The organism is Devosia limi DSM 17137 (genome assembly GCF_900128975.1).
In the GTDB taxonomy this organism is placed as follows: domain Bacteria; phylum Pseudomonadota; class Alphaproteobacteria; order Rhizobiales; family Devosiaceae; genus Devosia; species Devosia limi.
The window spans coordinates 229,978-255,810 of the sequence record NZ_FQVC01000003.1 but is presented as its reverse complement, the minus strand read 5'-3'; the positions used below and the strand labels follow the sequence as shown (position 1 = coordinate 255,810).

Annotated in this window: 25 protein-coding genes and 1 riboswitch; of the genes, 10 read left to right on the top strand and 15 right to left on the bottom strand. The window is 62.4% G+C overall.

What is annotated here, in order from left to right; translation table 11 throughout:
* Nucleotides 1-26 precede the first annotated feature (26 nt).
* A complete protein-coding gene (gene serA / locus BUA69_RS06765; RefSeq protein WP_046133738.1) occupies nt 27-1,613 on the top strand; it encodes a phosphoglycerate dehydrogenase in 1,587 nt (528 codons plus the stop codon).
* 63 nt (nt 1,614-1,676) lie between these two features.
* Here serA and BUA69_RS06760 read toward each other — a convergent pair whose 3' ends face one another.
* Entirely contained in the window at nt 1,677-2,645 is a 969-nt protein-coding gene (locus tag BUA69_RS06760) for a DMT family transporter (RefSeq protein ID WP_052950353.1), read from the bottom strand.
* Nucleotides 2,646-2,800: 155 nt separating this feature from the next.
* Between BUA69_RS06760 and BUA69_RS06755 the strand changes: the two genes are divergently transcribed.
* Nucleotides 2,801-4,090 (top strand): adenylosuccinate synthase, encoded by a 1,290-nt coding sequence (locus BUA69_RS06755; protein ID WP_046133739.1) that lies wholly within the window; start codon nt 2,801-2,803, stop codon nt 4,088-4,090.
* 46 nt (nt 4,091-4,136) lie between these two features.
* On the top strand, nt 4,137-6,209 hold the full coding sequence (locus BUA69_RS06750) for a hypothetical protein (protein ID WP_046133740.1): 2,073 nt from the start codon (nt 4,137-4,139) through the stop codon (nt 6,207-6,209).
* A 57-nt stretch (nt 6,210-6,266) separates the two neighbouring features.
* Here the strand turns inward: BUA69_RS06750 and BUA69_RS06745 are convergent, their stop codons facing one another.
* The 3 genes from BUA69_RS06745 to BUA69_RS06735 all read right to left on the bottom strand — a co-directional run bounded on the left by BUA69_RS06745 (nt 6,267) and on the right by BUA69_RS06735 (nt 9,610).
* Nucleotides 6,267-6,905 (bottom strand): ATP-binding cassette domain-containing protein, encoded by a 639-nt coding sequence (locus tag BUA69_RS06745; RefSeq protein WP_046133741.1) that lies wholly within the window; start codon nt 6,903-6,905, stop codon nt 6,267-6,269.
* On the bottom strand, nt 6,892-8,490 hold the full coding sequence (locus BUA69_RS06740) for an ABC transporter permease family protein (RefSeq protein WP_046133742.1): 1,599 nt from the start codon (nt 8,488-8,490) through the stop codon (nt 6,892-6,894). The genes BUA69_RS06745 and BUA69_RS06740 overlap by 14 nt, the downstream gene beginning before the upstream one ends.
* Before the next feature lie 112 nt (nt 8,491-8,602).
* Nucleotides 8,603-9,610 carry a thiamine ABC transporter substrate-binding protein gene (locus BUA69_RS06735; protein WP_052950354.1) on the bottom strand — a complete coding sequence of 336 codons (1,008 nt, stop codon included), beginning with the start codon at nt 9,608-9,610 and terminating at the stop codon, nt 8,603-8,605.
* A 71-nt stretch (nt 9,611-9,681) separates the two neighbouring features.
* A riboswitch (TPP riboswitch) is annotated at nt 9,682-9,779 on the bottom strand.
* 26 nt (nt 9,780-9,805) lie between these two features.
* On the opposite strand from BUA69_RS06735, the gene BUA69_RS06730 reads away from it, so the two are divergent.
* On the top strand, nt 9,806-10,504 hold the full coding sequence (locus tag BUA69_RS06730; protein ID WP_178371391.1) for a thiamine diphosphokinase: 699 nt from the start codon (nt 9,806-9,808) through the stop codon (nt 10,502-10,504).
* A gap of 206 nt (nt 10,505-10,710) precedes the next feature.
* Here the strand turns inward: BUA69_RS06730 and rpoH are convergent, their stop codons facing one another.
* Nucleotides 10,711-11,595 carry an RNA polymerase sigma factor RpoH gene (gene rpoH / locus BUA69_RS06725; protein ID WP_046133744.1) on the bottom strand — a complete coding sequence of 295 codons (885 nt, stop codon included), beginning with the start codon at nt 11,593-11,595 and terminating at the stop codon, nt 10,711-10,713.
* Nucleotides 11,596-11,895: 300 nt separating this feature from the next.
* Entirely contained in the window at nt 11,896-12,924 is a 1,029-nt protein-coding gene (locus BUA69_RS06720; RefSeq protein ID WP_046133745.1) for an RluA family pseudouridine synthase, read from the bottom strand.
* Between BUA69_RS06720 and BUA69_RS06715 the strand changes: the two genes are divergently transcribed.
* Entirely contained in the window at nt 12,923-13,276 is a 354-nt protein-coding gene (locus tag BUA69_RS06715; protein WP_143154441.1) for a DUF6476 family protein, read from the top strand. The genes BUA69_RS06720 and BUA69_RS06715 overlap by 2 nt on opposite strands.
* 117 nt (nt 13,277-13,393) lie before the next feature.
* Here the strand turns inward: BUA69_RS06715 and BUA69_RS06710 are convergent, their stop codons facing one another.
* Together BUA69_RS06710 and BUA69_RS06705 are read right to left on the bottom strand one after the other, a co-directional pair.
* Nucleotides 13,394-14,566: a coiled-coil domain-containing protein gene (locus tag BUA69_RS06710; protein WP_046133747.1), complete on the bottom strand. Its 1,173-nt coding sequence runs from the start codon at nt 14,564-14,566 to the stop codon at nt 13,394-13,396.
* Nucleotides 14,567-14,746: 180 nt separating this feature from the next.
* Complete coding sequence (locus BUA69_RS06705) at nt 14,747-15,304, bottom strand: DUF1134 domain-containing protein (RefSeq protein WP_046133748.1); 558 nt, start codon at nt 15,302-15,304, stop codon at nt 14,747-14,749.
* Between the two features lie 136 nt (nt 15,305-15,440).
* On the opposite strand from BUA69_RS06705, the gene BUA69_RS06700 reads away from it, so the two are divergent.
* The 3 genes from BUA69_RS06700 to BUA69_RS06690 all read left to right on the top strand — a co-directional run bounded on the left by BUA69_RS06700 (nt 15,441) and on the right by BUA69_RS06690 (nt 17,199).
* Nucleotides 15,441-15,911: a YHS domain-containing (seleno)protein gene (locus tag BUA69_RS06700; RefSeq protein ID WP_046133749.1), complete on the top strand. Its 471-nt coding sequence runs from the start codon at nt 15,441-15,443 to the stop codon at nt 15,909-15,911.
* A gap of 67 nt (nt 15,912-15,978) precedes the next feature.
* Complete coding sequence (gene chpT, locus BUA69_RS06695) at nt 15,979-16,752, top strand: histidine phosphotransferase ChpT (RefSeq protein WP_046133750.1); 774 nt, start codon at nt 15,979-15,981, stop codon at nt 16,750-16,752.
* Nucleotides 16,753-16,830: 78 nt separating this feature from the next.
* A complete protein-coding gene (locus BUA69_RS06690; protein WP_046133751.1) occupies nt 16,831-17,199 on the top strand; it encodes a response regulator in 369 nt (122 codons plus the stop codon).
* Between the two features lie 168 nt (nt 17,200-17,367).
* Here BUA69_RS06690 and BUA69_RS06685 read toward each other — a convergent pair whose 3' ends face one another.
* From BUA69_RS06685 to ctrA, 5 genes are all read right to left on the bottom strand, one after another.
* Nucleotides 17,368-18,657, bottom strand: coding sequence for an RNA polymerase sigma factor (locus BUA69_RS06685; RefSeq protein ID WP_244468682.1), 1,290 nt, complete (start codon nt 18,655-18,657; stop codon nt 17,368-17,370).
* Between the two features lie 30 nt (nt 18,658-18,687).
* On the bottom strand, nt 18,688-19,116 hold the full coding sequence (locus BUA69_RS06680; RefSeq protein ID WP_046133752.1) for a YciI family protein: 429 nt from the start codon (nt 19,114-19,116) through the stop codon (nt 18,688-18,690).
* Between the two features lie 23 nt (nt 19,117-19,139).
* Nucleotides 19,140-20,015: an alpha/beta fold hydrolase gene (locus tag BUA69_RS06675; RefSeq protein WP_046133753.1), complete on the bottom strand. Its 876-nt coding sequence runs from the start codon at nt 20,013-20,015 to the stop codon at nt 19,140-19,142.
* Between the two features lie 89 nt (nt 20,016-20,104).
* On the bottom strand, nt 20,105-20,629 hold the full coding sequence (locus BUA69_RS06670) for a DUF2867 domain-containing protein (protein ID WP_046133754.1): 525 nt from the start codon (nt 20,627-20,629) through the stop codon (nt 20,105-20,107).
* A gap of 117 nt (nt 20,630-20,746) precedes the next feature.
* On the bottom strand, nt 20,747-21,448 hold the full coding sequence (gene ctrA, locus BUA69_RS06665; protein WP_046133755.1) for a response regulator transcription factor CtrA: 702 nt from the start codon (nt 21,446-21,448) through the stop codon (nt 20,747-20,749).
* Between the two features lie 417 nt (nt 21,449-21,865).
* Here ctrA and fliI point away from each other — a divergent pair, with 417 nt between their 5' ends.
* Nucleotides 21,866-23,194, top strand: a complete 1,329-nt coding sequence (gene fliI, locus BUA69_RS06660) for a flagellar protein export ATPase FliI (RefSeq protein WP_046133756.1) — start codon at nt 21,866-21,868, stop codon at nt 23,192-23,194.
* 52 nt (nt 23,195-23,246) lie between these two features.
* Nucleotides 23,247-23,660: a flagellar export protein FliJ gene (gene fliJ / locus BUA69_RS06655; RefSeq protein ID WP_046133757.1), complete on the top strand. Its 414-nt coding sequence runs from the start codon at nt 23,247-23,249 to the stop codon at nt 23,658-23,660.
* A 303-nt stretch (nt 23,661-23,963) separates the two neighbouring features.
* Here the strand turns inward: fliJ and BUA69_RS06650 are convergent, their stop codons facing one another.
* Nucleotides 23,964-24,890, bottom strand: a complete 927-nt coding sequence (locus tag BUA69_RS06650; protein ID WP_052950355.1) for a PRC-barrel domain-containing protein — start codon at nt 24,888-24,890, stop codon at nt 23,964-23,966.
* Between the two features lie 81 nt (nt 24,891-24,971).
* Nucleotides 24,972-25,568, bottom strand: a complete 597-nt coding sequence (locus BUA69_RS06645) for a PRC-barrel domain-containing protein (RefSeq protein WP_046133758.1) — start codon at nt 25,566-25,568, stop codon at nt 24,972-24,974.
* Nucleotides 25,569-25,833: the final 265 nt, after the last annotated feature.

The following is a 25,833-nucleotide window of genomic DNA, read 5'->3' as shown; positions in this document are numbered from 1 at the left end:
ACCTCAAATTTGCAAGGAGGGCTCTGATGCCCAAGGTTCTCGTTTCCGACAAGCTCAGCCCAACCGCCGTTCAGATCTTCAAGGACAATGGCGTCGAAGTCGATTATCTGCCCGATCTGGGCAAGGACAAGGAAAAGCTGCTCGAGGTGATCGGGCAGTATGATGGCCTGGCCATCCGGTCCGCCACCAAGGTGACCGAAAAGATCATCGCTGCCGCGACCAATCTCAAGGTCATTGGCCGCGCTGGCATCGGTGTCGACAATGTCGACATTCCGGCTGCGACGAAGAAGGGCATCATCGTGATGAACACGCCCTTCGGTAATTCCATCACCACGGCCGAGCATGCCATCGCCATGATGTTCGCCCTGGCTCGCCAATTGCCGGAGGCCGACGCTTCCACGCGCGCTTCGAAGTGGGAGAAGAACCGCTTCATGGGTGTCGAAGTCACCCACAAGACGCTGGGCCTGATTGGCGCCGGCAATATCGGCTCGATCGTTGCCGACCGCGCCATCGGTCTGCGCATGAAGGTGGTGGCATTCGATCCGTTCCTGACGCCGGAGCGCGCCCAGGAAATAGGCGTGGAAAAGGTGGAGCTGGACGAGCTGCTGGCGCGTGCCGATTTCATTACCCTGCATACGCCGCTGATCGATGCGACGCGCAATATCCTCAATGCCGAAACGCTGGCCAAGACCAAGAAGGGCGTTCGCATTATCAACTGCGCTCGTGGCGGACTGATCGATGAAGCCGCGTTGTATGACGCGCTCAAGTCCGGCCAGGTGGCCGGGGCCGCGCTCGATGTGTTCCTGGTGGAGCCAGCCGAAGCCAATCCGCTGTTCGAGCTGCCCAACGTTATCTGCACCCCCCATCTGGGTGCGTCGACCACTGAAGCCCAGGAAAATGTGGCGCTGCAGGTGGCCGAGCAGATTTCGGCCTATCTGATGACCGGCGAGATCACCAATGCGCTGAACTTCCCGTCGATCTCGGCCGAAGAAGCGCCGCGCCTGACGCCGTTCATCAAGCTGGCTGAAGTGCTGGGATCGTTTGCCGGTCAGCTGACCGAAACGGCGATCAAGGGCATCAAGATCGAGTTCGAGGGCGATGTCGCCAATATGAATACCCGTCCCATGGTGGCCGCGGCGCTCAATGGCGTACTGAAGCCGATGATGGGCGAGGTCAACATGGTCTCGGCGCCGCAGATTGCCAAGGATCGCGGCATCACCGTCGAAGTCACCACGCGTGAACAGCAGGGCGCCTACGAGAACTATATCCGGCTCACGGTCACCACCGAGCGGCAGGAACGGGCGATTGCCGGTACGGTGTTCGCCAATGGCAAGCCGCGCATCATCCAGGTGAAGGGCATCAACATGGAAGCCGAACTCACCTCATCCATGCTGTATGTGACCAATGAGGACAAGCCGGGCCATATCGGTCGCCTGGGGACCCTGTTGGGTACGCTGGGCATCAATATCGCCAACTTCAATCTCGGCCGTGTCGAGGTCGGTTCGGACGCCATCGCACTGGTGTCCATCGACGGTACACTGACCGAGGCCCAGCTGGGCGAGATCGTGGCGCTGGAAGGCGTCAAGCAGGCCAAGGCACTGCATTTCGATTGATCTGATCGGTATGAATTGACGAGAGGGGCGGGATTTATCCCGCCCCTTTGTTATCGTACCAGGCTATTGGGCGGGGCTGGAGGCCTTGGTCCGTTTGCGGCGCGCGGCCCATTCAGCCAGGAAGATCCCGCCGACGATCATGGCGATGGCCGCATAATGGTAGAGTTCGAGCCGTTCCTTGAGAATGAGAACGGACAGAAGCAGGCCATAGACGGGGATCAGGTTGTGGCTGGGTGCGGCGCGGTTGGCGCCAACCAGTTCGACGCCGCGCGCGTAGAACAACTGGCTGAACATCGACGGGAAGATCATCACGAAGACGATGGCGCCCCAACTGAGCGGGCTGGCATCGGCCAGGGCGCTCATGCGGCCAATGCCGCCGCCGAACAGCTGCAGCATGAGCAGGGCGCTGATTGCAGCGCCGGAAAAGGCCACGACCATGAAGCTCATCAGCTCGATCTTGGGACGGTATTTCAGAGCCAGCGTATAGGCGGTATAGGTGAGGCAGGCGAGCAGCACGAGGCCGTCGCCGATATTGAGCTCAAGCGCGAACAGTGTTGTTGGATCGCCATGGGTGGCGGTGAGCACCACGCCATAGAGGGCGACCAACACACCGACGATTTGCAGCGGCGTGGCGCGGATGCGGAAAATAATAAAATTGGCCGTCATGATCAGCATGGGCAGCGAGGCCTGCTCGATCGAAGAGTTGACCCCGGTGGTATAGTGCACGCCGATATAGAGCAGGGCATTGTAGAGCGCGTAGCCGACCAGGCCATAGGCCATCAGCAGCGGCCAGGTGCGGCGGATCACTGGCCAGTCCTTGGCCAGGTAGGGCCAGGCGAAGGGCGTGATGAATAAAGTCGCCCCGACGCAGCGGGCCGCCAGCAGTACCAGCGGGTCCAGTTCGCCGATCACAAGCTTGGCGGCAACGACATTGCCACCCCAGAATAGAGGCGCCAAAGCCAACAACAAGTAGGGCTGATCCATCAGCCGGGCGGATATGCCGCGATTTTGGGTGGAAGGCGGCTTTGTCATCGTCGCTCTGGTGATGTAAGGACAAACGGACTTATCAGTTATTCGGCCGCGAACAAATCAGCAAAGTTGGCCGGAGGGACGGACGTCCAAGTGTTTGGGGGGTATGGTGCGAGGCGCCAGGCCCACCCAGTTGTGCCTATCTTGGGGATTTTTGAATGGCAAATGTGGTGGTCGTCGGCTCGCAGTGGGGTGACGAGGGCAAGGGCAAGATTGTCGATTGGCTCTCAGAGCGTGCCGATGTGGTGGTGCGCTATCACGGCGGTCACAATGCCGGCCATACGCTGGTTATCGATGGTGTGAGCTATAAGCTGGCGCTGCTGCCTTCGGGCCTGGTGCAGGGCAAGCTGTCGGTCATCGGCAATGGCGTGGTGGTCGATCCCCATCACTTCGTGGCGGAAATGGCCAAGCTGCGGGCCCAGGGCGTCAAGATCACGCCGGAAATCCTGCGCATTGCCGACAATGCTCCGTTGATCCTGTCGCTGCACCGCGAGCTGGATGCGATCCGCGAAGATTCCACCACCGGCCTCAAGATTGGCACCACCAAGCGCGGCATCGGGCCAGCCTATGAGGACAAGGTGGGCCGTCGTGCGATCCGTCTGATCGACCTCAGCGAACCCGAAACGCTGATGCCCAAGATCGAACGCCTGCTGACCCACCACAATGCGCTGCGTCGCGGCATGGGCCTGGTTGAGATCGAGGCAAAAACGATTCACGACGAATTGACCTCGGTCGCCGCCGAGATCCTGCCGTTCATGGATCGCGTCTGGCAGGTTCTGGACGACAAGCGTCGCGCCGGCGCGCGCATCCTGTTCGAGGGCGCGCAGGGCGCGCTGCTCGACAATGATCATGGCACCTATCCGTTCGTGACCTCGTCCAACACCGTTGCCGGCCAGGCCGCGGCTGGTTCGGGCCTGGGGCCCACGGCAATCGGCTATGTGCTTGGCATTACCAAGGCCTATACGACCCGCGTTGGTGAAGGCCCGTTCCCCTGCGAACTGGATGACGAAATCGGCGAGCACCTGGCGGTTGTCGGTCGCGAAGTGGGCGTCAATACCGGCCGGCCGCGCCGCTGCGGCTGGTTCGACGCCGTACTGGTACGCCAGACGGTCAAGACTTCGGGTATTTCGGGTATTGCCCTGACCAAGCTCGACGTACTTGACGGACTCAAGGAGATCAAAGTGTGCGTCGGGTATGAACTCGATGGATCACGGATTGATTATTTGCCCGCCTCAATGGGGGCACAAGCCCGCGTTAAGCCGATCTATGAGACACTTGAAGGATGGTCGCAAACCACTGCCGGTGCGCGCAGCTGGGCTGAACTACCGGCGCAGGCCGTCAAATATGTTCGTTATATTGAAGAGCTGATCGGGGCGCCTGTCGCCATGTTGTCGACGAGCCCGGAACGTCTGGACACCATCCTCGTCCATGACCCATTCCAAGACTGAGTTTTTTTGTTACAAGATGTCTGCAATTGTGAGTACCAAGTAGCGAATGGCGGACTACAAAGAGCTGTTGCGCCGCGCCATCTCGGCGCTGCCGGAAAACAACGGAGCCGCGCGACGCGCGGTTTATGAGAAGGCGCGCTCGGCCCTTGTCGGGCAATTGCGCGCCATCACCCCACCGTTGCCAGCGCGCGATATCACGCAGCACCGCCTGCAGCTCGAAGACTGCATCCGTCAGGTGGAGCAGGAAGCTAGCGAAGCTGTGATTTCGTTGGGCCGCGACAGCGGCCTGTCGTTCCGCCCGCCGCCGCCTGCTCCTGCCACCGCCCCGCCGCAGCCCATCGTGGCAGAGACCCACGCGCCAGAGCCTGTTCAGGCGCCCGAACCGCCCCCGATAGACACCAAGCCTGCCGGCCTGATCCTGCGCCCAACGCCGGTGGCGCCGCCCGCAGCGCCGGTCGTCCCCAAGCCCGATCCGGTGACGCCGGTTTTTGTCGAGCCGCCGGCATCGGCGCCCAAGACGTCGATTTCGACCATCGAAGACATCATCAGCGAAGCTGCCGCGACCGGCTCGGCCGAGCTCATCAAGCCGGCGCTGGACGATAGCGAGACCGAAACGCTGCCGGTCGAGCACGTCGTGCCATCGGTGGTGGCGCGGGCCGAAGCCACCAAGAGCGGTCCGACCTCGCCGCTGCCCGCCAATAACGTCCGCCCCATCGAGACGCCGCTGCGCGCCCCGGTGCTGGAGCCGCGCCGCGAGGCATTTCCTCCGGCCGCCAATTCCGAGGCGCCGATGCGCAGCGGCGCCCGGGTCGAACCATCCCTGGGCGGCCAGGCCGCCGCCCGTCAGCAGATCGTCGATCCGGTTGAGGTCATTGCAGCGGAGCCCGTTGAAACGGCGCTGTCGGCGGTGCGCGAAGTTGAAGTCGAGGCCGTGCAGGCCGACATGACGGAAGCTGAAGGCGCCATCGAGCGGGCCATCGAAACGCTGGACCGCGAAGCGCGGGGCGAAGCGAGCGAACCGCTGCCGGATGTGCCCAAGCCAGTCGATCGGCCGCTGTTCGCCAATGCGCCAAAGCCCGCGACTGACCTCTTCGATCAGGAAGACGCCAGCGATCCAAGCTTTTCAGCGGCTCCGGATACCCCCCGCAATGGCGGCGGTCTGACGATCTTCCTCATCGTTTTCGTCATGTTGCTGGCTGGTGTGGGTGGCGCAGGCTTCTGGGCCTGGCGAGAAGGCTATGTCGATCTCGACCAGATGTTCGGCCGCTCTGCCCCTGCTGTGGCGCAGCTGCCCGAGGCGGCGCCCTCGGCCCTGCCGACGCTGGACCCCACCCCGCCATCGCCCGCACCCGATGCCGGGCCGGGCAATACAGCGGCCACGGCCAACACCACCGAGCCGACCAGTGCCCTCGAGGGTATGGAGATCGATGACCGGCTGGAGCCGACCCCGACTGCCGTGGCGCCCAATGGCACCGAGACAGTCTTGCCGGGCCTCAATACGCCGGACAACAAGGGCGAAGAGCGCCTGCCGGACGAGCAGACCGCGGCTGTATCGCCAGATGACCTGAGTGCAAGTGTCGATCCGGCGGTTCTGGCGGGCAGCCAGTCACTGCTGCTGGAGGCATCGGCCGATGGCCGTACCGGCGCCGTGCCTTTCTCGGGCACAATCGAATGGAGCGAAGGCGTTGATGAACTGGGCACGCCGACCCTGGTGGGCCGCGCCAATATTCCGGCGCGCAATCTGGGCGTCGATCTGACCATTCGCAAGAATGCCGATCCGAGCCTGCCGGCCAGTCACCTGATGGAAGTCGACTTCGACGTCAATGACACGTTCATTGGCGGCACCATCTCCGCGCTGCCAGGGGTGTTGCTGAAGGATGCCGAGCTGGTGCCGGGTACGCCGCTGGTTGGCGCTTCAGCGCGAGTGGTGGGCAATTCGTTCCTGTTCGCGCTCAGCGCTTCGCCAACCGATGCCGAGACCAATCGCGACCTCTTGGAAAACCGCAAGTGGATGGATCTGGCGGTGATCTACGGGACTGGCCGCAATGCCATCATCACGCTGGAGAAGGACGAGGCTGCGCAGGCCCTTTTCGACAAGGTGTTTGCTGTCTGGCAGTAGGGTCTTGACCTGTGAATTGAAGAGCCCCCGGAGATGATCCGGGGGCTTTTGTTTGGGCTATTCGGCGGTCAGGTGGAAATTGGCGAGGCGGTAGCGCCAATGGGCGATGGCGTCGATATCGTCGGCGTGGTGGCTGACGAGAATCGTGTGCCAGTTGTGGCGGGTGGTCAGGGTGCGTACGAGGGTGCGGATGAGCTGGCGGGTATCGTCATCCAATGCCGAGAAGGGCTCGTCGAGCAGCAGCACCGCTCGATCGCGGAGCAGCGTGCGCGCCAGGGCGACGCGCTGCTTCTGACCGCCGGACAGGGTTGCCGCGCGCTGTTCGCCAAAGCCTTCCAGCCCGACTTCGGCCAAGGCGTTGGCAACATTGGCCGCTATGTCATGTCTCGCCATGTTGTCGGGCAGGCCAAGGGCGATATTGCGGCCGGCGCTCAGGTGTTCGAAGAGGCTTTCGGACTGCAGCAGCAGCGAAATCGGGCGCTCTTCGGGTGCCAATGGCAGCAGGTCGGTAGCGTCAAGGGTCAGCTTGCCTGACCGGGGCGACAGGAAGCCGGCCAGCAGATCGAGCAGGGTGGATTTGCCGGAGCCGCTGGCCCCTGAAATGGCGGTGATTTCTCCGGGCCGGGCAGCGAAGGTGAAGCGATAGGGCTCTGCCTGGCCGGGATAGGCAAAGCATAGATCTTCAGCGCGAAGCATGGGCAGGTCTTTCGAAAAGCCGCGGCAGGGCGACGAAGGCGATGATGGTACCAATCAGCAGGATGGCGGCGATGGCGGCGGCGTCATTGTTTCGGTAGGCGCCGAGCGCACGGTACATCATCAGCGGCAGGGTCTGGAAATCCTGGGTGCCGAACAGGGCGATAACGCCGAGATCGCCCAGTGAAAAACAGAAGGCCAGAGCAATGGTGATGCCGATATCGCGGCTGATCAGCGGATACTCTACCCAGGCCAGCTGCCGCCAGCCGGAGAGGCCTAGAGAGCGGATCAGCTTGCCGCGGGTGTGGACTATGGCTTCGAGGGGCGGACCCAGCGTCGCCATGGCAAAGGGCAGGGCCAGAAGCGCATTGGCGATGACAACCACGAAGGGCGCGGCGGCGCCGGGAGCGATGCCCAGATTGCGGACCAGGAGGAAAAAGCCGAGCGACAGCACCACGGCGGGCACGGCGAGATAGGCATAGGCGGGCACACCCAGTGCGGTGCGGAGGGCACCATTGCCGGTGGCGGCGCGGCCGAGTGCCAGAGCCATGGCGAGGATCAGGGTGAGCAGCGCCGAGCTGGCGCCGATGACGAGGCTGGTGGCGGTGGCCCACCAGAAGGCCGGGCGGCTGGTGAGCGCGCCGAGGCCGCCGCGCAAGGCATCGGCCAGTACCGACAGCAGCGGCAGGCCAAAGCCGAGCATGGCGAGGATCAGGATGAGCCAGGCCAGCGCCCGGGCCGGAAGCCGATCGCGCCAGGTCGGCGTCACTGATGGGCCGAGGCCGGTGGGGACGGGGGCCAGAGCCGAGGCGGTGAGGATAACCAGCGAGCAGACGCCGATCTGGGTCAGTGCCAGCAACACCGCGCCATGGAGGTCGAAATCCTGCTGCACGGCGGCATAAATGGCGACTTCAAGCGTCTGGTTGGCGGGACCGCCGCCCAGCATCAGCACGATGGGGAAGCTGGTGAAGGCCAGGAGAAAGATGATGGCGCCGAGCCCGGGCAGGGTGCCGCGCATGGCGGGCCAATCGATGATGGCGAAGCGCTGGCGGGCGGTCAGCCCGAGGCTCTGGCCCATCTTGAGGCGGCTGGCGGGAATGGCGTCAAGCCGGGCGAGGAGGATACAGGCGGCAAAAGCGCCGTCGAGAATCACATGGGCGAGGAGAATGCCCGATAGCCCGAAGGCCGGATTGCCGATCGGGGCGCCGAACAGCGCATTGCTGGCCTGGTTGATCCAGCCATTGCGGCCCCAGATAGAAAGCAGACCGAAGGCAACGACCATGCCGGGAGTGACGATGGCGGAGGCGAACAGCCCGACGACGAGGTCGCGGCCGGGAAAGCGCAGTCGATTGAGCGCCCAGGCCAGGACAATGCCGACGGCCAGAGACAGGATGACCGTGAGGCCGGCCTGAATGCTGGTCATGCGCAGCAGGTGGGGGATATCGACCCGTGAGCCGGTAGCAGGCTCACCGGCAGCCGTGGTGAAGATGGCCCAGAGCACGAGGGCCACCAGCGCGGCGATGGCCAGCGCCAGCGCCGTGGCAATGGCGATGCGGCCGGGACGGTGCGGCAGGGTGAGGCTGGTCATCAGCGGTGACGCGGCGAGGGACGATCCCCACCCTCAATCCCGCCCCGCAAGGGGGCGGGCGGCGATGGAGCCCAATGATGCGGGCTGATCGGGAGGGTGGGGTGCATTGGCGCTACTGGATCGCGGCCAGCATTTCGTCGGTCCACGCCTTGGCATTGGCGTTGATCTCGTCGTCGGGGATGGTCAACGTCCTGGCTGGCTGCGGCAGGGTGCCGAAGGCCGGGTTCAGCTCGGCGCCGAGATCGACCACCGGGAACATCCAATTGGTGGTGGGGATGATCTTCTGGCCATCGACAGAAGCCAGATAAGCGAGGAAGTCGCGCGCCAACTCCTGCTTGCCCGAGGATTTGAGGATGCCGGCCACCTCGATCTGGGGGAAATGCCCCTCATCGAACAGGGCGGCATGGATGGTCTCGTCGCCTTCTTCGATGATGTGGTAGGCGGGCGAGGTGGTGTAGGAGAGCGCCATATCGGCCTCGCCATCAAGGAACAGCGCGTAGCTTTCTGACCAGTCACGGGTGACGGTCAGGATATGCGGCTTGAGGCCTGCCCAGATTTCGGGGGCGCGGTCGCCATAGGCAGCCTTGATCCACAGCACGAGGCCAAGACCGGGGGTGGACGAGCGCGGGTCCTGAATGACGATCTTGAAATCGTCGGGCAGGGCGATCAGCTCCTCGAACGACTTTGGCGGCGTGGCCGTGGTGTCGGTGTCATAGACGAAGGCAAAGTGCGCGTAATCGAAGGGCACGAATTGCTGGTCTTTCCAGGGCTCGGGCATGGAGAGGCCAGTGAGATCGAGGCCATGATCGGCAAACAGGCCGGTGGCGCGGGCTTCGCCGGCGACGGCGGTATCCAGCCCAACGATCAGGTCGGCCTCGGTGGTGGCGCCTTCGAGCTGGACGCGGCGCAGGGTGCCGATCGAGCTGTCGGTGGCGATGAATTCGACGACACAGCCGCCGCAGATCGCTTCGAAGCCGGCCTTGAGCTGGCCAGCGGGGCCCCATTCGGCAGCAAAGGCGTCATAGGTATAGATCTTGAGGATCGGCACTTCTTCGGCGTGGATAGGCGCGGCGACCAGTCCGGTAAGGACCGCAAGCGCCAGATGCGTGAGTTTGACCATCGGGTCATCCCTTCATTGGTGTGCGGCCATGAGTGAAGGGTTGTGTGTCAATGGCAGTGGGTCCGAGGGCGCACTTGCCATCTCGAACTTCCTCCGCCAGCATGACCTGGTTCAGGTTCAATGGGTAATTTCTCAGCTCCGGTAACCCGGAGCACCCCAGCGAGACGACCAACACTTAATGAGAGCTTTGTGACAGTGCAAGAGACTTCCGTGACGGCGGCGGATGGGTTGCCCATCGTGTTTGAGGGGCCAATCGCCATTGTCGGGGGCGGTGCGGTCGAGCCGCAATTGCTGGCGGCGTTGGCAGCGCGCGGCGTGGCGCTGGTGGGTGCCGATGGCGGTGGCGACGTGATCGGCGCGGCCGGGCTGGTGCCGGCGGCGATCATCGGGGATCTGGATTCGCTGGCGGATCGTGCCGGCTGGGAGGCCCGGACGCGGGTGGTCCATCTTGCCGAGCAGGCCACGACAGACTTCCAGAAGGTGCTGTATTCGACCCGCGCGCCGGTGACGCTGGCGTTGGGCATGACCGGCAAGCGGCTCGACCACACGCTGGCGGCGCTGAGTGCGGTGCTGGAATATGCGCCATCGCGCCGGCTGCTGCTGGTCGACGAGGTCGACGTGGCGTTTGCGGCGGTGGGGGCATTTGCATTCGATGCGGCAGCGGGGGAGCGGGTGTCGCTGCATCCGCTGGAGCCGATCGATTTTTCCGGGTCGACGGGGCTGGATTATCCGCTCGATGGGCTGCACCTGGCGCCGGGCGGGATGTTGGGAACGTCCAACGCGGCAATTGGCGGGCGGGTCGAGATTGTGCCGGCGGCGGCGTCGATGGGCGTGCCGTGGCTGCTGATCCTGGACAAAGGGCGGCTGTGGGATTTGATGGCGGCACTGCGGTAGGGTCCCCGCCAGTCACCGGGCTGCCCGGTGGGTCCGTGCACTGGCACCATGCTTCCGCACACGCGTCCAGTTTGGGTGGTGCAAGGAAACTGGATCCCGGCTTTCGCCGGGATGACGGCTGGTGGGTGGTAGGGCACGCGTGGCTGCACAACAAAACAGCCGCCCCGGAGGGCGGCTGTTCGGTAAACATTCAGCGTTTTTTGTGATCAGGCGTCGACGCCGGCGCTGGAGCGGGCGGCGTCCTTGACGGCATCCTGGACCTTTTCGAAGGCACGGACTTCGATCTGGCGGATGCGCTCGCGGCTGACGTCGTATTGCTGGGCCAGCTCTTCGAGCGTGGACGGATTGTCCTGCAGGCGGCGGGCCTGGAAGATGGCGCGTTCGCGTTCGTTGAGCACATCCATCGCATTGGTCAGAAGGCCCATCCGCTGCTGGTATTCTTCGCTTTCGCCGAGCACGGTTTCCTGGCTGGGGGTATCGTCGACCAGCCAGTCCTGCCATTCGGACGAGCCTTCGTCAGCCCGCATCGGCGAGTTGAGCGAAGCGTCGCCGGACAGGCGCGCATTCATCGACACCACGTCGTCCTCGGTGACCTTGAGGGTGGTGGCGATCTGCTTGATCTGGTCGGGATGCAGAGCACCGTCCTCGAGCGCAGCAATCTGGCCCTTCACCTTGCGCAGGTTGAAGAACAGACGCTTCTGAGCGGCGGTGGTGCCGATCTTGACCAGCGACCACGACCGCAGGACATATTCCTGAATGGCCGCGCGGATCCACCACATCGCATAGGTGGCGAGGCGGAAACCCTTATCGGGCTCGAAGCGCTTGACGGCATGCATCAGGCCGACATTGCCTTCCGAAATCACTTCGGAAATCGGCAAGCCATAGCCGCGATAGCCCATGGCGATCTTGGCGACCAGCCGCAGATGGGAGGTAATGAGTTTCTGGGCAGCCGAAGGATCGGCATGCTCCTTGTACCGCTTGGCCAGCATGAATTCTTCATCCGGTTCCAGCATCGGGAACTTGCGGATTTCCTGCAGGTAGCGGCTCAGTCCGCCTTCAGCGGAAAGAACAGGCAAATTGGTTTGGGCCATGCATGCACCCCTTTCTGGTCCCCCGCATTGCACGGGCGGAAAATTCCCCGCCGTCCAGCCGGCACAGCGGGCAAGTTCTTGGATATATAGGCAGCAATTTGACGATTGTAAGAGTCAGCAATAGGGCGAAACGTGCGGAAGTTGAGCACGTTGCAAGTGAAAGCTCTCACAATGGCGTGTTGTGCGGCGCCGGCGTTTGGCGGCTGGAACTACCGACCCCCACCCTCGGTCCCTCCCCTCAAGGGGGAGGGAGGCGAACGGAGGCTAGATCCGTGGAGAAACGATGTTACTCAATAGCGCTTAGCGCGCGAACGCCTTGTCAAAACCCTGCAGCGCCTCGTCGAGGGCTTCGAGATCGGGCGGCAACGGGGCTTCGAACATCATTTCTTCGCCTGTTGTCGGATGCTCGAAGCCAAGTTCGGCGGCGTGCAGGGCCTGGCGGCCGAGCGCGATGATGGGCGCGGCGACTTCTTCCGGGAGTCGATTGACCTTGGTAGCGAAGCCCGAGGCATAGACCATGTCGGAAACCAGCGGATGGCCGATATGGGCCATGTGGACACGGATCTGGTGGGTGCGGCCGGTTTCCAGCTGGCACTGGATACGGGTGATGTCCCAGCCTTCATCGCCGAAGCGGGCTTCGACCATGTAATGGGTGATGGCCTCGCGGCCGTCCTTGCGCACGGTCTGCTTGAAGCGGTTGTTCTGATCGCGGCCCAGGGGGGCGTCGACAGTGCCCTTGGCGGTCTCGGTGGTGCCCCAGACATAGGCGATATAGGCGCGGTGCAGCGGGCCGGTGCGGCCATGGTCGGCGAATTGGTCGGACAGGTGTTTGTGGGCATGTTCGGTTTTGGCGGCGACCATGACGCCGGAAGTGTCGCGATCGAGGCGATGGACGATGCCGGGACGCTTGACGCCGCCAATGCCCTGCAGGGAGGAACCGCAATGGAAGATCAGCGCATTGACTAGCGTGCCATCGGGACTGCCGGGCGCGGGGTGAACCACCATGCCGACGGGCTTGTTGATGACGATGAGCTGATCGTCCTCATAGAGGATATCGAGCGGGATATTCTCGCCCTTGGGCTCGGGGTCTTCGGGGGGTGGGGCAATTAGAACGATTGTCTCGCCGGCACTGACGCGATATTTGGGCTCGCTAACGGTCGTGCCATTGATCGTGACTGCACCGGCAAGGATCAGATCCTTGAGGCGGCTGCGGCTCAGGACGGAATGGACCTTGGCGAGAACGGCATCGAGCCGCCCGCCTGCCAGTTCGGCATCGATAATGACTTCGACTTCGTCGCCCTCGAACTCTTCAACGGTATTTTCGGCCATGAGCGATCCTAATCAGACTGGGCCGATGGGCCCCAAAGCGGATGAGCCGCTATCTCCCGAGGCGCTGGCCATGTTCAGCAAGGCGCGCCGATCCTTCGGGATTTCGATCGGCATTCTGTTGCTGGGCTTTATGGCGATTGGCTTCGCCCTTGTCTATCGTGTGATGCGCGACGCTCCGCCGCCGGTCATGGCCGAGATGCTGGCTTTGCCCAGTGGTGCCGAGGTAATTTCGGCGGTTGTGGCCGATGGAGCGGTCAACGTGACCTATCGGCTGGACGGCACGGTGACGCTGGGTCTGTTCAATCAGGAGACCGGCGAATTGACGCGGTCGGTGGAAATCGGGGCGCAATAATTCCAGAGTTGGCGTTGGCGCGACGATGCTGCTCATGGAACAAATCCGTGGGCAGGCCGGTGATTGGGGGCGGCGATGCCGTGACAACCGCTAGCCGCACGGTCCGGCCCCATCGCCTCAGCGGTTCTGGATCGCCTTGAGCGCGGTCATGCGGTCGGAGACCGAACCGCGTTTGCGTTTGCCCGAGGCCGGCGCGACGGGCAGGGTTTCGACCTGCTCGCCATCATCGGCGAAGCGCTGGACGCGGTCGAACAGGCTCTCCTCGCTGGCGGTCGGGGTGGCTTCGGCTTCGGCGGCGTAGACCAGGCGTGCAACATTGGCGGCGATGTCGTTGAGACGCTCACGCAGATGGGTTTCCTCGATTCGGTCGCTGTCCCAATCGGCCATGATCGTGGCTTCCACCCCCTCGACCTTGGCCCTTAAAGCTTCGATCTCGGCTTCCTGGCCGAGCGTGTCGGCCAGCAATTGCTGAGGGCGCCCGCTCTTGTCCATGGCCTGGCTGGTTTCTGCGAGAATGGTATTGAGGCGGTGCTCGGCGCTGGCAATGCGGGCTTCAGCGGCGATGAGGCCTTCGGTATCGGCGGCCTGGCGGTCATCCTTGCTGGCCAGCGCCTCGCGCATCTGAGCAATTGCAGCATTGGCCTCGGCGCTGCGGCGGTCGGAATTTTCCAGGCGGCTGATCAGGCTCTTGGCCTGGTCCTCGAGGAAGGTGGCGCGCTTGCGCTCGATAGCCATCGCGGTCATCAGCCGCTCGATATCCTCGTCATAATGGCCCGAGAGGCCTTCGCCATCGATATCGGTCCCGCGCGGCAACTCTCCCCGCACCGCGTCGCGCAGGGATTCCAGCTCGCCGGTGCGCGCGGACAGTTCGCGGTCGCGCATGCGCAGGCGCTGCGCCAGATCAGTGCCGTCGCGCTCCAACTCCAGCACGCGGGCGCGCAGTTCGACTTCGCGGCTTTCCAGCTCGGCGACGATGGCCAGGTGCTGGTCACGCTCGGCCTTGAGGGCACCCAGATCGCTGCGCTTTTGATTGACGTCGCTCAGCTGTTCAGCGAGGCGCTGGCGCAGGCTTTCGACATTCATTTCAAGGCGCCGGGTCGAGAGCGCGAACTCGGCGCGCAGCTGGTCCTTGTCGGCACGGAACTCGGCCATGGTAATGGGGGTGGCGGCTTCGATGCGACGTTTGGTGAGGCGCACGGCGCGCTTCCACACTGCTGGCAGGATGATCAAGGCCACCAGGCCCGCAACGAGCAGGCCAAGGGCAAAGTACATGATGTTTTCGATGAGCATCGTCCGAACTCCGGAACTGACCAGGAGGCGAGCGTGTCCTGATTGTCCTATCTGTCAGCTATGGCCCCGGGCCGGCATCCTTGCCAAGGGGTAACTCTATCAGTTTGGAGGGTCCAGTCACAACAAAGGCCGGAGCGTGGTTGCCCCGACCTTGAATATGACATTCCCCGAAAGCATGTCTCAGAACGGATTCCAGGTCGGTTCGGGGGTGAATTTGAGGTAGCCGATATTGATGCCGAGGCGGGCGCCTACGCCGGAGCGGATCGGCACCATGACGACATTGCCGTATTTGATGACGGTCATGCCGAAGCCGCCTACCACATAGGCCGAGCCATCCACACCGGCGAAACGACCGAACATTTCCTGCACGCTGGACAGGTTGTAGACAAGCATCATCACCTTGGAGCCGTCGCCACCGACGTCAAAGCCTATGCTGGGGCCCTGCCAGAATAGCGGCATTTCGCCGGCATTGCGGGTGTAGAGGGTGCCTTCGCCATAGCGGGCACCGGCGAACAGAGCGCCACCGGCATCCTCCCCGAGCACATAGCCATTGGGCAGGCCGAATTGGCTGACCGCGCGTTCGACCAGCGAGGCGAGACCTTGGGCGGCAGAGCCGAAGAATTCGCCACCCTTCTGCACCAGTTCGTCGCCCGAATAGCTGTCGCTGAGCGACTGAGCGTTGACAGGGGCCAAGCTGGCGGTGAACAGGGCCAGGATGAGCAACAAGCGCTTGAACATGGGTCGATACTCCAGTGGAGGGCCGACCGTGGTTACACAGACTTTAAGCTTTTTGAGGACAAGCTAGGACTGGCATGGCACGGGCGCGCCGATCATTGGATGCATGATGAAGCAAACCTCTAAACAAATCTTAACCATGCTTGCCTTTGTTTTGCCCATATTGGCCGGGGCTTTGGTCACGTTTTCCGGTGCGGCACGGGCGCAGTCGCTGGTGACGGCGATCATGACCAACCCACTGACGGGCCTGGCCATCGATGGGCTTGATCCCGTGTCCTATTTCACCGATCCGGCGCCGCTGCAGGGGCTCGAGGAGTTCGAATATGAGTGGAGCGGCGTGCCCTGGCATTTTGCCAGCGCGGCCAATCTCGACGTGTTCCGCCGGGCGCCCGAGATCTACGCGCCGCAATATGGCGGACATGGCGCGATGAGCATGGCGCGCGGTTTTTTATCGGACGGGGACCCCCGTCTTTACACTGTGTTCAAGCAGCGGCTCTATTTCTTTTATTCAGCCGGCAATCGCGAAGCGTTCCTGCTGGCGCCCGAACACGCGGCCCTGCAGGGCGAGGAGCGTTGGCAAACGCTGTCCAAAACGCTCTCGACGCGATAATGCAAAAGCCAATTCCTTTCACGCGTCGGGGTAGTGATTCCCCGATACTGCCTCACGGAGACGCCTCATGGAAATCATCGAGCTCAAGGCAACTGATTTGGCCGCCATGCTGTGCAGCCGGGTGTGCCACGACCTGATCAATCCGATCGGGGCGATCGGCAATGGCCTGGAAGTGCTGGGCGACCCCGGCCAGGGTGACATGGCCGACGGTGCGCGCGACCTGATCGCCAGCGCTGCCAAGCAGAGCCGCGCCAAGCTCGAATTCGCGCGCCTTGCCTACGGCGCCTCCTCGACCGCAGGCACCGATATCGATACGCGTGAATGCGAGCGAGTTGCCCGCATCCTGTTCGAGATCGAAAAAGCCGATCTCGAGTGGAATGTGCCACTGATCCTTCTGCCCAAGCACAAGGCCAAGCTGTTCATGAACATGCTGCTGATTGCAGCCATGTCGGTGCCGCGCGGCGGCCAGGTCAAGGCTTCGATCACCGGCGCAACCGGCGAAGAGAAGTTCGAGTTCTCGTCCAAAAGCGACCCTGAAAAGCGCCAGAAGACCCTGATCCCGGCAGGTTGCGTGGGACTGCTGGCCGGTACGCCCGAAGAGGGCTCCGTCGATGCGCGGGGCATCCAGCCGTTTTACACGGGAATCCTGGCACGCATGACCGACATGGACATCTCCATCGGCATCGAGAATGACATGTTTTATTTCAACGCCGTGCCGAAGGCGGCTGTCGCGGCCGAGCCAGACGTGATCGGTGCGCCCGAAGTGGTGGACACGCCTGCGGCAATAGATGTGCCCGCGGCGCCAGAAACCTCAGAAACTTCGACTGAAACGATTAAGTGAAGCGGCTTCGATAACCTTTCCGTAGGCAGTCAGACTGCATAATCGGCAAGCGTCAGCTGTGCCGAGAGCGTGGTTCCAATGAAGTCCTGCTTGATCGTCGATGATTCCAGCGTCGTGCGCAAAGTCGCGCGACGCATTCTGGAAGACATGGACTACATCGTCGAAGAGGCCGAGGACGGCCAGGAAGCCTTTGACAAGTGCCGGCAGGAAATGCCGGACGCGATCCTGCTCGACTGGAACATGCCAATCATGAGCGGCATGGAATTCCTCAAGCTGCTGCGCGGTTATGTCGGTGGCGAGAAGCCCAAAGTGGTCTATTGCACCGTCGAGAACGACATCGGCGCCATCGCCATGGCCCTGAAAGCCGGGGCCAGCGACTACATGATGAAGCCATTCGACCGCAGCATCCTCGAGGCCAAGTTCGAGTGGGAAAATGCAGCGGCCTAGGCTGCTGTTCATGTTGGCGGCATGTCACATCAGAATTGCATAGCTCCCGGGCTGCCCGCGACCTGATAGGCGGGTCGCTGTCGGTTTGGCACATGCCGCCGAGCAGATGGATTGCCCGGACGAGCCGGGCAATGACGATGGGTGGAGAGAGTGGTGAGCGGTATCCGTCTAGCCCGCATCCGCCGCGCGGCCCAGCAGATACGCCCGTTCCCGCTCGTTGCGGGTGAGGTCGGCGGCGCGGCGGAATTCGAGGTTGGCTTCGGTATGGCGGCCGAGTTTGCTGAGCAGGTCCCCGCGCACCCCGTAAAGCAGGTGATAGTTTCTGAGCGCCGGGGCATCCTTGATGGTGTCGACCAATTCCAGAGCGGGGGCTGGGCCTTGGGCCATGGAGATGGCAACGGCACGATTGAGGTCGATAACCGGCGAAGGCGTGACCTGGGCCAGGATGGCGTAGAGCCCGGCGATGCGGGGCCAGTCGGTATCGGCGGCGCGGCGGGCGCGGGCGTGGCAGGCGGCGATAGCGGCCTGCAGGGCATAGGGACCGGCGATGCCGCCCAGCCGCTCGGCTTCGGCGAGTGCGCCGAGGCCGCGGCGGATCAGCAACTGGTCCCAGCGGGCGCGGTCCTGATCGAGAAGCAGCACCGGCTCGCCCATGGCATTGGTGCGGGCATTGGTGCGTGAGGCCTGAATTTCCATCAGGCCAACCAGTGCATGCACTTCGGGTTCTTCGGGGGTGAGACGGGCCAGGATGCGGCCGAGACGCATGGCCTCGTCGCAGAGCTGCGGGCGCATCCAGTCCGAGCCAGCGGTGGCGGAATAGCCTTCATTGAAGATCAGGTAAAGCACGCCCAGCACCGAGGCCAGGCGTTCGGCCCGCTGGGGACCGCGCGGCACTTCGAAGGGGATATGGGCCTCGGCAATGGTCTTTTTGGCACGGACAATGCGCTGGCCGATCGTCGGTTCGGCGGCGAGGAAGGCGCGGGCGATTTCTTCGGTGGTGAGACCGCCGATCAGGCGCAGGGTGAGCGCTACCCGCGATTCCGGCGGCAGGATCGGGTGGCAGGAGGTGAAGATCAGCCGTAGCAGGTCGTCACCGACCTCATCGTCGAGCGCTTCGTGCAGCCGTTCGACCGTGTCGGGTGTATCGGTCTCGATGCCGTGGCCGACTTCCTCGAGTTTGCGCGCGGCCATCTTGTTGTGGCGGAAATAATCGATGGCGCGGCGCTTGGCCGTGGCCATCAGCCAGGCGCCGGGATTTTTCGGTACGCCGGTTTGCGGCCAGGTCTTGAGCGCGATCAGCAAAGCGTCCTGCGCCAGTTCCTCGGCCATGGAGATATCGCGAACCATGCGGGTTAGCCCTGCGATCAGGCGGGGCTGCTCGATTTTCCACACCGCCGTTATGGCGCGGTGCGTTTCTGCTTGGGTCGCGGCGGTCATGATGGCGAATGAAAGCAGCATCGCGCCGCCGCGGCAAGTGTGGGCAGCGACTTATCGCGTCAGCGGTTTCTGGGTCTCGTCACGCCAGGCCTGTTCCTTGCGCAGATGCTGTTCAGTCAGGCTGTCAGCGGGAAAGTCATAGGCTTCGAATACCTGGCGCAGTTCGACTTCCTGTCCATCTTGCAGTGGAATGCGCTTGCACCAGGCAATGGCTTCGTCTCGATCCTTCGCCTGGATCAACCAGAAGCCAGCTAGCAGTTCCTTGGTTTCGGCAAAGGGGCCATCGGTGACGGTGATATGGCCGCCGCTGGATTTGATGCGGGCGCCCTTCCTCGAGGAGTGCAGCCCTTCGGCACCGAGCATGACGCCGGCATCGATCAGGGTTTCGTTGAATTCGCCCATGGCGGCGATCAACTCGGAAGACGGCAAGATGTCTGCCTCCGATTCTGCGGTGGCCTTGACGAGGATCATGAAACGCATTGCAGGTCTCCTGTGGATTTGGCTTACATGCCCATGAAGGATGCGGGGGTCGTGCCTTGCAGGAAGGGCTCGATCAGCATGTGCAGCAGCGCGGGCTGGCTGATGACGGCGGTATGGGAGGTGGCGGGCAGGACGGCGAGGCGCGACGCGGCCAGGGGCTGACCCATATCGCCCATGTCGCCGCCGCCCAGGAGGCGGAACAGGGCCACATTGTGCTCAAGCGTCGAGACGTCAGCATCGCCGGCAATAATCAGAACGGGTGTCTTGAGTGTCTTGACCTCGGCCTCCCAGGCCATAGGTTCCTTTTCGAGGGCGATCAGCTTTTCGACCAGAGCGCGGAAACCCTCGGGATTGGCGGCCAGTTTCTTCCAGTCGTCCTCCATCGGAGTGCCGACGAACATTTCGGGCGCCATTTGCGGAATAAAGGCGGTGAAGGCCGGCTGCCAGCCCGAAACGTCATAGGCGACCGAGGCAGCGATCAACTGGTCGACCTTTTCGGGATGGCGGATGGCCAGTTGCAGCCCGGCTGCCGCACCCATCGAATAGCCGAACACGTCGGCCTTCTCGATATCGATGGCGTCCATGAAATCGGCAACATCATCGGCAAGGTTGGGATAGGTGATCGGGCGGTCGATATCGGTGGTGCGGCCATGGCCCTGGAATTCGATGGCGATGACCTGATGGGTTTGGGCCAGCATGGGGATGATCTCGCCCATGGTGTCGATATTCATATAGGCGCCATGCAGCACGATCAGCGGATCCCCCTCTCCGCTGGTCTCGTAATATATCTCCATGCCATTGACCGAGACGCTGGCGCCCTTGGGTTCGCTCTGGGCGAAGGCGGCGGTGCCCGCGAGCAGGAGGGCGGTGGTTGCCAATGGAGCGATCAGCTTGCCCATGATGGTTCCTTCCTTGTTGCAGGGCGTGGAATTGCCCTGGTTCTGGCAACACGACGAACGGCTCAGGATGGCTTCGACACAGGCGATGATTATTTTTGGCGTGGAATTGTGACGCCAAGGCGGCTGGCTCTCGCCAGGCTGCGGCGCACGATGAGGCGATGAAACGGGTAGACCGCGGCCAGATAGGCCCGCCCGAACAGATTGTGCGGATGCACCCAGGTGCTGATCGCAACCAGGTCTTCCTGCTCCGATTTCAGGACTGATACGCGGAAATCAAGATGCTTGTCGTCGGCGCCGAACACGACTTCGGCTTCGGTGGCGCTGTGGACGGCAAAGACCCCGTCATAGGTCAATTGGTTGATTTCGGTGCGGCTGGGGGGCGGAAATCCGCCTGGTTCGTCGCCGGTCTTGAGGCCGAAAGGGGAGACGATAAGGTTGCGCAGGCGCAGCAGGGCCACCGCCCAACTCGGCATGGCAAAGAATGTGGCAATCGCCAGCCCTGCAGCGTCGGGCGCCGGATGGGGCAGGGGGGCGGCCTGGCTGTCGAGAAAGTCGCCAGGCTGAAAATGGCCCATCAGGGCGCCGTGATCGGGATAGGTGAAAAGTCGTCGCATTGCTGGCTCCCTCGAATGGCCCGGAGGCAAGTCTAGGCGCGGGCGCAAACAAAAGCCCCGCGCGACGGTGTCGCACGGGGCAGCAGGCTGTGACGTGGATCTGGAAGTCCCGATAGATCAGGCGCTTTCGGAATATTCCTGCTCGTCGGGCTCGCGCAGCACATAGCCACGGCCCCAGACGGTTTCGATGTAGTTCTTGCCGCCGGTCGCAACGGAAAGCTTCTTGCGCAGCTTGCAGATGAACACGTCGATGATCTTGAGTTCGGGTTCGTCCATGCCACCATAGAGGTGGTTGAGGAACATTTCCTTGGTCAGGGTCGTACCCTTGCGGAGCGAGAGCAGCTCCAGCATCTGGTATTCCTTGCCGGTCAGGTGGACACGCTGGGTCTGGACTTCGACGGTCTTGGTGTCGAGGTTGACGGTCAGTTCGCCGGTCGAGATGACCGACTGGGCATGGCCCTTGGAGCGACGGACGATGGCGTGGATGCGGGCCACGAGTTCGTCCTTGTGGAACGGCTTGGTCATGTAGTCATCGGCGCCGAAGCCGAGACCGCGAACCTTGTCCTCAATGCCGGCCAGACCTGACAGGATCAGGATCGGCGTCTGCACCTTGGCGACGCGGAGAGTGCGCAGCACTTCATATCCGCTCATGTCGGGCAGGTTCAGATCGAGCAGGATGATATCGTAATCATACAGTTTGCCGAGATCGACGCCTTCCTCACCCAGATCGGTGGTATAGACGTTGAAACTTTCGGACTTCAGCATCAATTCGATGCTCTGCGCTGTTGCGCTGTCGTCCTCAATAAGGAGTACCCGCATTATATTCCCCTTGTCATTCGTTCCTGCTGGAACCGTGAGACCTGCCTGTCCCACGCCAACCCTACTGGATATGACTGAACCCTAAGCCCAAATAGTTAACAAAGTTTAATTCACCTCTGCAATACGCAAACGACGGTAAGGTGAATTAATATTAAGTTGTTGAAATTTAAGGGTTAATTGGATCTAACTTTCTTAATAAAATGGTTTAAGTAGCCGCGTTAAGCGACTCTTTGGATTCATGCAATTGTGGGTTGGGGAGGGGGAGCGGATAACCGGCGCGCAGGCGGGTAGAAACAGCTCCACATTGGGTGTTAGCGCTTTTTCCTTAACGTATGGTTACCCTGTGATTCGTGGCGACGGCGATTCGAGTCACACGAAAGCCATGAAGCCGCCACATCGATGAACGGGCCTTGTACCATGAAAGCGCTGATTTCGGCGATCGACGCCATCGATGATGTAGAAGTGTATGGGCGGGTCAAATCCGTCCAGGGTCTGCTTATCGAAATTATCGGCCCGGTGCGCGAACTGCGCGTCGGCGGCCGCGTCATCATCGAAACCACCAATGGCGCCGAGCTGGCATCCGAGATTATCGGCTTCAAGGACGGGCATGCGCTCTGCCTGCCATTCGGGCAGCTGGCCGGGGTGAGGCTGGGGTGCAAGGCGGTGTTCCAGCGCCATGATGGGGCGGCCTTTCCTTCCGAGGCCTGGCTGGGCCGGGTGATCAATGCCAATGGCGAGCCGATCGACGGCAAGGGCCCATTGCCGCGCGGGGCCAAGGCTTTTCCGCTGCGCCAGGATCCGCTCTTGGCCCATGACCGCGTGCGGGTGGGCGATCCGCTCAATCTGGGGGTGCGGTGCCTCAATACCTTTACCACGCTGTGCGAAGGCCAGCGCATGGGCATCTTTGCCGGCTCGGGCGTCGGCAAGTCCGTTCTGATGTCGATGCTGGCGCGCAATACCGATGTCGACGTCTCGGTGATCGGGCTGATCGGCGAGCGCGGCCGCGAGGTGCACGAGTTCATTCAGGAATATCTGGGCGAGGAAGGCCTGCGCCGCGCCGTCGTGGTGGTGGCGACTTCGGACGAGGCGGCGCTGATGCGGCGGCAGGCGGCTTATATGAGCATGGCGCTGTCGGAGTTCTTCCGCGACCAGGGCAAGCGTGTCCTGTGCATGATGGACAGTCTGACGCGCTTTGCCATGGCGCAGCGCGAGATCGGGCTGGCGATCGGCGAACCGCCCACCGCCAAGGGTTATCCACCGACGGTTTTCACAGAATTGCCACGTTTATTGGAGCGGGCGGGTCCCGGGACGGTAAACTCGGGCTCCGTTACCGGTCTATTTACCGTTTTGGTCGAAGGTGATGATCACAATGAGCCCATTGCGGACGCCGTACGCGGCATTCTTGACGGGCACATCGTAATGGAGCGCGGTATTGCCGAGCGGGGACGTTACCCGGCGGTGAACGTGCTCCGGTCCATCTCGCGCACCATGCCAGGGTGTGTGCCGGTCGAATCCAGACCGGTCCTGGCCAAGGCAAGAGAACTCATGTCGATATATTCCGACATGGAGGAGCTGATCCGGCTAGGGGCTTACCGGAAAGGGTCAGATCCGAAAGTGGACCGCGCCATAGCCATCAACCCGGCGCTGGAGGGATTCCTATCCCAGCAGCGGGAAGAGACGACGAATATTGCCGACGGCTATAAGCAGCTCGAGGCGATCATCCGGGCGGCAGAGGCGGCGGTCTGATGGAGCAGTGTTTGCGCTCCGGAACTGACTTGATGTGTAAGGAGTACAGGTCGTGAAGTCTCGCAGCGAGAGCCTGATAAGGCTCAAGAAATTCCAGGTGGACGAAAAGCGCCGCCAGGTCAGCCAGATCGAGATGATGGTGGCCGATTTCGAACGCATGGCGGGCGAACTCGACCAGCAGATCGAAATCGAGCAGACCAAAACCGGCATCTCTGATGTCGCCCACTTTGCCTATTCCACCTTCGCCAAAGCGGCGCTGACGCGGCGGGACAACCTGCTGGCCTCGGCCAACGACATGCGCGAAAAGCTCGAAGGCGCGCAGGACGCGCTGGCCGAAGCCTTGGAAGACCTCAAAAAGGTTGAATTGCTCGACCAGCGGGAGCACCAGCGCGAGGCCGCCGAGCAGCTCAAGGTCGAACAATCCGAATATGACGAAATCGGCCGGTTGCGCTTCCGCGGCCAGTAGGATTTTGTCGCAGCGACGAGAAGGGCCCGCATTTGCGGGCCTTTTTGCGTTTTAGGTGGTGTCCGGTGGTGGTGGGAACCTGGATCCCGGCTTGCGCCGGGATGACACCGCCGGCGCAAGCCGGGATACAGTTGCAATCCTGTGAGCATAGCCATGCCCTCGGTGCTGCCCGCGGACTTGATCCGCGGGTCATTCGTCGCGCGCGCCGAGGTGAGAGTGGCCCACGGGTCAAGTCCGTGGGCAGCGCAGTGGGTGGGAGGGCCGGTAGAAGTGGTTCGAGCCGTTTAGGTGTCGCTCACCGCATCAAGGCGCGATCACCATGCGTTGGGAAGCGCGGTCGGTGGCGTAGGTTTCCGGGTTGTAGGTGGGCTGGGCTTCGAGCTGTTCACGGGTGGTGTTGAGAAACAGGTAACGGTTGCCAAAGGTGTCGGAGGAAAAGGTCAGGTTTTCAAAGCCCACTGCGACTGGTTTGGCACCAAGGCCAAGGAAGCCGCCGACATCAACGATCACCGCGTCGATGCCGCCGCCTGCAGCGGGGAGCACATCGCCGATGCTGCCGATCTGCTGGTCATCAATGCCATAGACGCCGGTTCCGCGCAGGTCGTCGGCGCCAAGCGTGCTTTCGTCAAAATCGTCAAGGGCGGTCCGATCCACCTGCTCGGTCGTGGGCTGGGCATCTGGCTGGTCGGTGGTCAGGGTCGGATCGATCGGTGTCGCGTTTGGATCACCTTCGACCAGTTGTTCCTGTTCTTGGGCGGGGGTCATTGCTGGGCCTGTGGCAGCTTCGCTCTGCGTCCAGATGAAAGCCGGGGCCGCATTCAGGGCGTCCCTGGTGGTGCCGAGCACCCAACGGCGGCTGCCATCGGCGCGTTCGGCCCAATCGAGATCGGCAAAGGCGACGGCAACGTCCTTCTCGCCGACCCCCAAAAAGCCGCCGACACCGACGATTACTGCGGAGATACCCTGGCCGGAGGTCACCACCATGTCGTTGATGGTGCCAATGTCCTCGGCGTCATCAGCGATGGAGGCATAGATTTTTTCACCGAGAAGGCGGGTGACCAGTACATCCTGCCCCTGCGAGGCATAACCCTCAGACAGCACCGTCGGTGGGGTGAGCCCGACCTGCTCAAGCTCTGTCGGCGCCACTGGAACCGGAATAACGTCCTGCGCCAGGACGGAAGGGACCAGGAGCGAGGCCAGAGCAGATGAGATGAGAAGTGTGCGCAACATGGGGCATTCCTTCAGGGATCAACAGGACGCGAGAAAGGCCGGCCACTAAGGGCCGGCCTCGAGTTCAGCACACTGGCCGCATTACTGAACGGCAGGGGCCGGAGCCATGGCACCGCCATCAGCGGGCGTCATGGCAGCGGGAGCTGCATCGGCGGGAACGTCGTCAGCCCAGACAAACTCTGGAGCAGCGTTCAGAGCGTCCGCCGTGGTCGGCACGACCCAGCGTTCGGTATTGTCGGTAGCCAGGGTGAATTCCAGGGTCTGGAAGTCCACGGCAACAGCCTTTTCGCCCAAGCCCAGGAAACCGCCGACGCCGATCACCACGGCAACGATCTGGCCATTTTCGTCAAACACGATATCGGAGATATTGCCGATCTCTTCGGCATCATCGCCGGCCGAGGAGAATACCGGCTGGCCGATCAGGCGGGTGCCGAGATTGTCGGTGTCGGCAGCCACATAGCCGGCCGACATGTCCCAAGGCTCGCGCACATCGGTGGTTTCAAGGGCGCCGCTTTCAACCGGGGCGGCATCAACAGCTGCCGGAGCAGCAGGCGCCATCGGCGCGGGCGTAGTCGTTGCTGGCGTCTCTGTAGTAGTCGCGGGTGCAGCATCCTGCGCAATAGCGCCAGTTGCCAGCATCAGGGACAAAGCAGTGGTAGTCAAAAGGGTGCGGATCATTGTAAGCTCCGTTGGTTCATTAGTTGATGAACAAGGCCGTGCGGTGCAAAACTTGCAGGTGGAGCGCCGTGCGGCCTGTTGCTTTGACAACGCCAGACTCTCCCAACCGTTCCGATTTTTTGTTGCGACAAAACTGTCGCGGAGCAAATCCGTCGCAGGAATTGAAAAGGCCGGCTCTCGAATTCGAGGCCGGCCTTCTCCGCCTCCCTGGCGGATTTTGGGTCATGCTTGCTACTCCACGCAGCAGAAGCATGCCTGTTGTTCT